This is a genomic window from Streptomyces sp. NPDC055078 (genome assembly GCF_053607985.1).
On the sequence record NZ_JBSGUP010000380.1, the window covers coordinates 1 to 7,987 of the forward strand.

The window sequence follows — 7,987 nt, forward strand, 5'->3', positions numbered from 1 at the left end:
CGCCTGCGGCCTCCGGCGGTTCGGGGGGCAGTGTCGGCCGATGAAGCGGACGCGGTTCAGGCCGGAGGCCGACGTCCGCCGGCCGGGATGACCAGGGGGGTGCCCGCGACCGGGCAGGTGATCACGGTGGCGGGCAGGTCGAAGACCTCCTCGACGAGTTCCGGGGTGACGACCCGCGTGGGCGGGCCGGCCGTGACGACCTTGCCGTCGCGCATCGCGATGAGGTGGTCGGCGTATCGGCAGGCGAGGTTGAGTTCGTGGAGGACCATGACGACGGTGCGGCCGTCGGTGCGGTTGAGGTCGGCGATGAGTTCGAGGACATCGACCTGGTGGGCCAGGTCCAGATAGGTCGTCGGCTCGTCCAGGAGGAGTACGGAGGTGTTCTGGGCGAGGGCCATGGCGATCCACACCCGCTGGCGCTGACCGCCGGAGAGTTCGTCGAGGGAGCGTTCGGCGAGAGGGGCGGTGCCGGTGGCCTTCAGGGCGCGGTCGACGACGGCCTCGTCGGCGGAGGACCACTGACGCCACCAGCGCTGGTGAGGGGTGCGGCCACGGGCCACCAGGTCGCGGACCGTGATGCCGTCGGGGGCGGTGGGCGCCTGCGGCAGCAGGGACAGTTTCAGGGCGAGGTCACGGGACGCGAGGTCCGCGATGTCCTGCCCGTCCAGCAGGACCGCGCCCGCCGCCGGCTTCAGGAGGCGGGCCAGGGCGCGCAGCGCGGTGGACTTGCCGCACGCGTTGGGGCCGACGAGCGCGGTGATCCTGCCCTCGGGGATCTCCAGGTCGAGGCCGTCGGCGACGATCCGGTCCCCGTAGCCGAGGCGCAGTCCGGTTCCCGCCAGCGCGGCGGTCGCGGCGTCGGCCGTGACAGGGGTGTCGGTCGTCACAGCGGTGTCGGTCGTCACAGGGGTGTCGGTCGTCACAGGGGTGTCGGCGGGGGTGGTCACATCAGCCTCCCTTTCCGGCCCGGTTGGCGCGGGCGAGCAGCAGCAGCAGATACGGGGCGCCGAGTGCGCCGGTGATGATGCCGACGGGCAGTTCGGTCGGTGAGAACACCAGCCGCCCGGCGAGGTCGGCGAACAGGAGCACGACCGCGCCGGTGAGCCCGCTGGTGACCAGGGGGATGCCCGCGGTGCCGGTGAGGCGGCGGGCGACCTGCGGGGCGGCCAGGGCGACGAAGGCGATCGGCCCCGCGGCGGCGGTGGCGAGGGCGGCCAGACAGGTGGCCAGGATCAGCAGGGCGACCCTGGCCCGGTGCAGGGGGATGCCGAGGCCGAGCGCGGTGTCGTCGTCGAACTGGAGGAGCTGGTAGCCGCGGGCCAGCGCGAGGGTGAGCGGGACCAGCACGAGGAGCGCGAGTCCGGCCCAGCGGACATGGTCGTAGCCGCGCCCGTTGAGGCTGCCGGTGAGCCAGAGCATCGCACGGGACGCCTGGTCGATATCGGCGCGGGCGAGCATCCAGCGGGTGATGGCGGCCAGGGCGCCGTTCGCGGCGATGCCGACGAGGACGAAGCGGTAGCCGGTGATGGTCCCGCCCCGGTAGGCGAGGAGGTAGAGCGCGGTGGCGGTGACCAGGGCACCGGTCAGCGCGCCGAAGGGGACGGCGCCGAAGGTGCCCGCCCCGGCGGCGGTGACCCCGCCGAGGAGGATGGCGCCGACCGCGCCCGCCCCCGCGCCGGCCGAGACGCCGATGAGGTCGGGGCTGGCCAGTGAGTTGCGGGTGACGGCCTGGTAGACGGCGCCCGCGACCCCGAACGCCGCGCCGACGAGGAGGGCGGTCAGGGCACGCGGCAGCCGGAGCTGATGCACAATCAGATCGGCCTCGCCCCCGCCCGCGCCGATGACGGCCCGTACGACGTCGTCCACCGGAATGGCGTACGTGCCGAAGGACACCGAGGCGACCAGTACGGCGAATCCGGCCGCCGTGAGGGCGGCGATCACGAGCGCGACGCGCGGGCGCAGCCGTACGCCGAAGGGTCCGGCCTCCAGCTTCATCGGGTGTGCTCCTTGAGTTTGCCGCGCTTGACGAGCACGGCGAGGAAGGGGGCGCCGATGACGGCGGTGACCACGCCCGCCTCCAGTTCCCCGGGCCGGGCCACCATCCGCCCGACCACATCGGCGGTCAGCATCAGCACGGCCCCGCCCAGGGCCGAGCAGGGCACCAGCCAGCGTGCGTCGGGGCCGGTGAACGCCCGTACGACATGGGGGACGACCAGTCCGACGAAGGTGACCGGGCCTGCTGCCGCGACCGCCGAGCCGGTGAGCAGGATGACCGCGAGCGCACCGAGCGCCCGGGTGGCGGTGACCTTGGTGCCCAGGCTGGTGGCCAGGTCGTCGCCGAGCGCGAGCGCGTTGAGCCGGCCGCTGACCGCGAGCGCGAGAACCAGTCCGGCGACGATGAACGGCAGCAGTTGCAGCGCCAGACCGCCGTCCCGACCGGCGAGTGAGCCCACCGCCCAGTGCCGGTACTGGTCGAGGGTGCGTACGTCGAGCAGCACCAGCGTGTTGGTGCAGGCTTCGAGCAGCACGGTCACGGCGGCCCCGGCGAGCGCCAGCTTGGCGGGCGTCGCCCCGCCGCCGCCGCTGCCTCCGACGGCGTACGCCAGCAGTCCGGCCAGCGCGCCGCCCAGGAACGCGAACCAGACGTAGCTGTACGAGCTGGTCAGGCCGAAGAGGCCGATACTCGCGGCGACCGCGAACGCGCCCCCGGCACTGATCCCGATCAGCCCCGGATCGCCGAGCGGATTGCGCGTGATGTCCTGCGCGACGGCGCCCGCCGCCCCCAGCGCCAGCCCCGTGAGCAGCCCGAGCAGCGTACGCGGCATGCGCAGCTCCCGTACGACGACGGCGTCGCCTTCCGTACCGCCGCCGAGCGCCGCGAGGACGTCGGACAGCGGGACCTGCTTCGTCCCGACGGCGAGCGAGGCGCAGACGGCCACGAGCAGCAGCCCCAGCAGCACGAACGGCACCGCGAACCGCGCGGCGGGCCGTTTCGGCGGCGGGGCGACCGGGACCGCGGGCCCCGGGGTGGTTGTCACAGACACGGCCACAACCTAGTCATCCCATCCATGGAGAATTCGATCGACCCCGGGCAGGCAGCATCCGGAGCAGGAGCTATCCTCACACGAGCCTTATATAGGCAAGCCTCACCTAAGCATCCGTCCTGCCGGGAGATCCAACCGCATGCTGACCCTCACCCCCCGTCGACGCGGCCGCGCCGGCGCCCTCGTCCTCGCCGCCGTCATGGCCGCCGGACTCACCGCCTGCGGTGAGGACTCCGGTTCGAAGAACAAGAGCGATGCCCCGGCCGCGGAGTCCGCCGCCGGCTTCCCCCGAACGATCAAGCACGACAAGGGCAGCACCGAGATCAAGGCGAAGCCGAAGCGGATCGTCGCCCTGGACAACAGTCTGGTCGAGGCCGTCGTGGCCCTCGACGGGCCGCTCGTCGGCGGCATCGGCTCCTACCGCGACCAGAAGGGCTTCCCGCCCTACCTCGGCGACGCGGTCAAGAACACCAAGGACGTCGGCCCGCTCGACAGCCCCAATCTGGAGGCCATCGCCGCCCTCAAGCCGGACCTGATCGTCTCCGCGACCGTGCGCCACGAGGATCTCTACGCGCAGCTGAGCGAGATCGCGCCCACCGTGTTCGTCAAGTCGACCGGCCCGTACTGGAAGGACAACATCACCCTCCTGGGGAAGGGCATCGGCGCGGAGCAGGCCGCCAAGGAGCAGTTGACCGCTTACGAGACCCGCGCCCGGAAGATCGGCGACGCGGTCAACGCCAAGGCCAAGAACCCGACCGTCTCCATCCTCCGCTTCCTCGACGGCCCGACCCGCGTCTATCTGCCCAAGTCGTTCAGCGGGATCATCCTCGGCGACATGGGCCTCGCGCGGCCGGCGAACCAGCGCGATCCCGAGCAGTTCAACCTGGAGATCAGCGAGGAGCAGATCGAACAGGCGGACGCCGATGTGATCTTCTACACCACCTACTCCGGTGGCGAGGAGCGCAAGAAGAAGTTCCTGGCCAACCCCCTGTGGAAGCGCCTGGACGGGGTCCGCGGGAACAATGTCCACGCGGTCGACGACGAGTCCTGGATGACCTCGGTCTCGGTCCAGGGCGCCCATATGGTGCTGGACGACATCGCCCGCATCCTCAAGGTCGACCCCGCCAAGCCCTGACGCTCCCCCGTGCCCCGCGCGCGGCCCTGTCCGCCGCCCTCGCACCGCACTTCGCCCGGCCGCCGGAGGATCGGCGGCCGGGCGGGGCGCCGCCGATACGGAGACACGGCGGCGTGGTGGTGATGTGCCCCCCCGGGGGGGCGATGGGGGTTCAGTGGCTCTGGAACGCCTCCTCCAGCCACCACGCGCCCCTGTCGCCGACGACCTTGGCGTCGATGAGCATCGGCCGGCGCCGGGGCCCGGCGAGCCAGGCGGCCACCGCGTCCAGGTCGCCCCGCGTGCGTACCGTCACGGCCTCGAAGCCGTAGCCGCGCCCGATGGCGGCGATATCGGTGTCCGGGAAGACCACGGTGTCCGTGGGGTGCCCGCCGGGGGCGAAGTGGTGCACCTCGGCACCGTACGCCCGGTCGTTGTGGACGACGACGAGCATCGGCAGCCCGAGCCGGACGACCGTCTCCAGTTCCTGGGCGGCCATGAGCGCTCCGCCGTCCCCCAGCGCGGCCACGGTGAGCCGGTCCGGCCGGGCGATGGCGGCGCCGATCGCCGTGGAGAGGCCCAGCCCGATCGACTGGAACGCCTGGGTGAAGCAGAATCCGGCCTCGTCGGGCACCGAGAGGAACATCGACGGGTAGCCCATGAAGTTCCCGGAGTCCACGGCGACGAGCCGTTCGGCCGGCAGGAGGTCGTCGAGGCCGACGCACAGGGTCCGGGGGTCGATGCGCTCCGGTGTGGAGAGGTCGGCGTAGGGCTGGTCGCGCCAGGCCGTACCGGCCAGGAGCCGCTCGCGGACCTGCTCGGTGCGGTACCCGGTCCTGGTGGCCGTCAGGGCCGCGGTGAGCGACACGGCGGTCCGGCCGACATCGCCGTGGACGCCGAACGACAGCTCACGGTGGGCTCCGAGCGCTTCGGCGGTGTCGTCGACCTGCACGACCTCGGCGCCGGGTGCGATGAGCCGGCCGTGCCGCATCGTCCACATGTTCAGGGCACAGCCCCAGCCGACGATCAGGTCGGCTTCGCGGATCAGCTCGGCCGTCGCGGGTGAGGAGAAGCCCCCCGAGACACCGATGCCCCAGGGATCGGCGTGGAAGAGCCCCTTGGCCACGGCCGACTCGGCCAGCAGCGCACCCGCCCGCCCGGCGGCGGCCCGGAGTTCGGCGGCGTAACGGCGCCCGCCCCGGCCCGCGACGAACACCGGCCGCTCGGCGCGTCCCACCGCCTCCGCCAGCCGCGCGATATCGGCTTCGGCAGGCTCGACCGGATCGGCCGGAGGCGGCGGCTTGATGTCCCCGGGCGGGGGGCAGTCCCGCGACTGCACCTCAAGAGGGAGGTTGAGCAGGACGGTACGGCGCTCGTGCAGGGCCGTGGTGAGCGCGCCGATGGCCTCCTCCACGGCCGTCTCCGGACTGGTGATCCGCTGGGCGACCGCTCCGACCGCCCGCGCGAGGGCGGCCTGGTCGACGAAGAAGTTCGAGCGCGGCGACTCGGCCTCGGCGGCCAGGACCAGCATCGGGGTGCGGCTCTTGGCGGCCTCGCCGATCCCCGTCAGCGCGTTGGTCAGTCCGCACCCCTGGTGCAGGGTGACCGCGCTCGGCCGCCCGCTGACCCGGGTGTAGGCGTCGGCCATCGTCGCGGCGCCGCCCTCGTGCCGGGCCGCGGCGAACCGCGCCCCGCCCTCGATCAGCGCGTTGGTGACATGGAAGTTGCCGGAGCCGACGACACCGAAGACCTGGTCCACACCGGCCCGGGCGAGCGCGAGACCGATCGCGCGGGCGGTGAGCACGCCGCTCACGCCTCGACCAGGGCCAGGACACGGGCCGGAGCGCCGGAGCCCGTGACGATGGGCAGCGGACCGGCGATGAGGACCGCGCCCGTCGCCGGCAGCCGGTCGACGTTGCGCAACTGGGTCAGTCCGTACTTGCCGTTGCCCAGGAGGAACGCATGGCACGGGAACGGCGGGTCGAACGAGTGCGCCGCGCCCGCGTCCGTACCGACCGTCTCCACCCCGACCCCGATGACCGGCGAATCCTCGGCGAGCCAGCGGGCGCACTCGACGCTCATGCCCGGGGTGTGCGGACCCGTCTCGTCCGCGTTGAGGAACTCCTCCTGCCCGGACGATCTCGCGTCCCATCCGGTGCGGTAGATCATCCAGCCGCCGTCCGGCAGCGGCCCGTTCTCCCGTTCCCACGCCCGGATGTCGTCCACCTCCAGCAGGAAGTCGGGGTTCTCCGCACACCGGTCGGCGAAGTCGAGTACGACGACGGGCCGGACCAGCCGGTCCACCGGCACCTCGGAGACGTCCTGCCCGTCGCGGCCGGTGACCCAGTGGTTGGGGGCGTCGAAGTGGGTGCCGGTGTGCTCCCCGCTGCGGAAGTTGTTCCAGTACCAGGCCGGCCCCCGGTCGTCGTACCGGCTGATCTCCTCCAGCTCGAACCGCTGCGTCTGGCCGAACTCGGGCGGCAGCGCGATGACCGGCGTCCGGTGCGACAGCGGCGCGGTGAGATCGACCACCTCGATCCGCCCCGAAAGGAGAGCCCCGGCAAGATCGGTCAGTACGGTCATGATGACTCCTCGCTGCTGCGACGGATACGGAACCACGCGATCACCCTGCGGCGCGTCGACGGGACACGAAGACCCGCACGGGACCCCCGGGACACCACCCCGCGGAGGGACCGGCGCGGTCACCGCTGTGCACCGACCGCACGGTACCGGGCGATCGCTGCGACCACGGGTTCCCTGTCGGACGGCTGTCGCGGTGGTGCGGGGAGAGCGCAGGGCCCCGCAGCCGATCCCTCTCCCGTGACGGCCGCCGACCCATCGTATCGTTTCCGTGACGTGCGTCAATAATACGAGACATCACTCCCCGGAGCCGGTGCGTCCCGAGACCGCCGCCCGGCGCCCGGCCGCGGCTCCGGCAGCCGCGCTCCCCCGGGCCGTCGCGCGCCCTCCCCCTCTCCCCTGGGCCGTCGCGCGCCCTCCCTCTCTCCCCTGGGCCGTCGCGCCCGCCCGCTCAGCTCCGGGGAGGGGTCCGTCCGGCCACGGCCGTCGCCTTCCTCACCCGGGCCCGGTCGATGGACCAGACACCCAGACCCACCAGTACGGCCGCCCCCGCCCCGTACACCGGCAGCCACCGGGTCGTGGTCGCCGACAGGCAGTCGGCGACGGCCTCGCGACTCCCGACCCGCTGCGCGTGGGCCAGGGCTGCGGGGTCGCGACCGGCCAGGTCCGCCAGCTCGGCCTCCGCGTGGATGGCCTCGTACCGGCCGAGGCCGGGACAACCGTCACGCGTGCCCGGCATCGGAAACAGCCACGCCCACCGTTGCATCGCGGGGGCCAGCGCGATCGCCACGCACAGACCGATGACCATCGAGTACGCGGCCATGCTCCACCGGTAGTCGGATCCGGGGCCGGGCGTCCGGGCCGGCGGCCGGTAGAAGGTGAAGACCAGGACGAGGAGCGTCACCCCGATGTAGGTGGAGAACCATTCCCAGGAACCCTGCGCCAGTGCGGCCGACAGCACGGCGGCGAGCGCGATGCCGATGACTCCCGGCTGGCCGGGCTTGCCCTGGCTCGCGTCCCTGGGTGCCGATCGGCCGGCCTGGTCAGCGCTGGGGTCGTCCATGGCCGCTCCTGCACGGTCGGGGGACCATCAGCATCCGAGCCCATCGGGCCCCGGCAGGACGCCACGCCGCGCCGGCCCGGAAGTCTCCGCCGGTTGGCGGGGGCTCGCGGGCCGGTGCCGGTGCCAGTGCCGGTGCCGCCGAGGGGGCCAAGGGGCGAAGCGGCCAACGGAACACATACCGGCCCGGAC

At 73.0% G+C, this 7,987-nt stretch carries 7 protein-coding genes; 1 reads left to right on the forward strand and 6 read right to left on the reverse strand.

The features are described from left to right. Positions 1 to 56 precede the first annotated feature (56 nt). From ACWF94_RS26615 to ACWF94_RS26625, 3 genes are all read right to left on the reverse strand, one after another. Positions 57 to 887 carry an ABC transporter ATP-binding protein gene (locus ACWF94_RS26615; protein WP_453493533.1) on the reverse strand — a complete coding sequence of 277 codons (831 nt, stop codon included), beginning with the start codon at positions 885 to 887 and terminating at the stop codon, positions 57 to 59. A 61-nt stretch (positions 888 to 948) separates the two neighbouring features. Then, the gene (locus ACWF94_RS26620) at positions 949 to 1,995 is read right to left on the reverse strand and encodes a FecCD family ABC transporter permease (RefSeq protein WP_453493517.1); all 1,047 of its coding nucleotides are present in this window, start codon (positions 1,993 to 1,995) and stop codon (positions 949 to 951) included. Beyond that, positions 1,992 to 3,044 carry a FecCD family ABC transporter permease gene (locus tag ACWF94_RS26625; RefSeq protein WP_453493519.1) on the reverse strand — a complete coding sequence of 351 codons (1,053 nt, stop codon included), beginning with the start codon at positions 3,042 to 3,044 and terminating at the stop codon, positions 1,992 to 1,994. Before ACWF94_RS26625 ends, ACWF94_RS26620 begins: the two co-directional genes overlap by 4 nt. Before the next feature lie 139 nt (positions 3,045 to 3,183). Between ACWF94_RS26625 and ACWF94_RS26630 the strand changes: the two genes are divergently transcribed. Beyond that, positions 3,184 to 4,179, forward strand: a complete 996-nt coding sequence (locus ACWF94_RS26630; protein WP_453493522.1) for an ABC transporter substrate-binding protein — start codon at positions 3,184 to 3,186, stop codon at positions 4,177 to 4,179. A 151-nt stretch (positions 4,180 to 4,330) separates the two neighbouring features. Here ACWF94_RS26630 and ACWF94_RS26635 read toward each other — a convergent pair whose 3' ends face one another. From ACWF94_RS26635 to ACWF94_RS26645, 3 genes are all read right to left on the reverse strand, one after another. Beyond that, positions 4,331 to 5,968: a thiamine pyrophosphate-binding protein gene (locus tag ACWF94_RS26635; RefSeq protein ID WP_453493525.1), complete on the reverse strand. Its 1,638-nt coding sequence runs from the start codon at positions 5,966 to 5,968 to the stop codon at positions 4,331 to 4,333. Then, positions 5,965 to 6,738 (reverse strand): cyclase family protein, encoded by a 774-nt coding sequence (locus ACWF94_RS26640; protein ID WP_453493528.1) that lies wholly within the window; start codon positions 6,736 to 6,738, stop codon positions 5,965 to 5,967. Before ACWF94_RS26640 ends, ACWF94_RS26635 begins: the two co-directional genes overlap by 4 nt. A gap of 448 nt (positions 6,739 to 7,186) precedes the next feature. Further along, entirely contained in the window at positions 7,187 to 7,798 is a 612-nt protein-coding gene (locus ACWF94_RS26645) for a hypothetical protein (RefSeq protein WP_453493531.1), read from the reverse strand. Positions 7,799 to 7,987: the final 189 nt, after the last annotated feature.

Excerpts from the sequence above, each read along its gene's own strand:
- ACWF94_RS26620 (WP_453493517.1), bottom strand. The coding sequence starts at position 1,995 with ATGAAGCTGGAGGCCGGACCCTTCGGCGTACGGCTGCGCCCGCGCGTC.
- ACWF94_RS26630 (WP_453493522.1), top strand. The coding sequence starts at position 3,184 with ATGCTGACCCTCACCCCCCGTCGACGCGGCCGCGCCGGCGCCCTCGTC.
- ACWF94_RS26640 (WP_453493528.1), bottom strand. The coding sequence starts at position 6,738 with ATGACCGTACTGACCGATCTTGCCGGGGCTCTCCTTTCGGGGCGGATC.
- ACWF94_RS26645 (WP_453493531.1), bottom strand. The coding sequence starts at position 7,798 with ATGGACGACCCCAGCGCTGACCAGGCCGGCCGATCGGCACCCAGGGAC.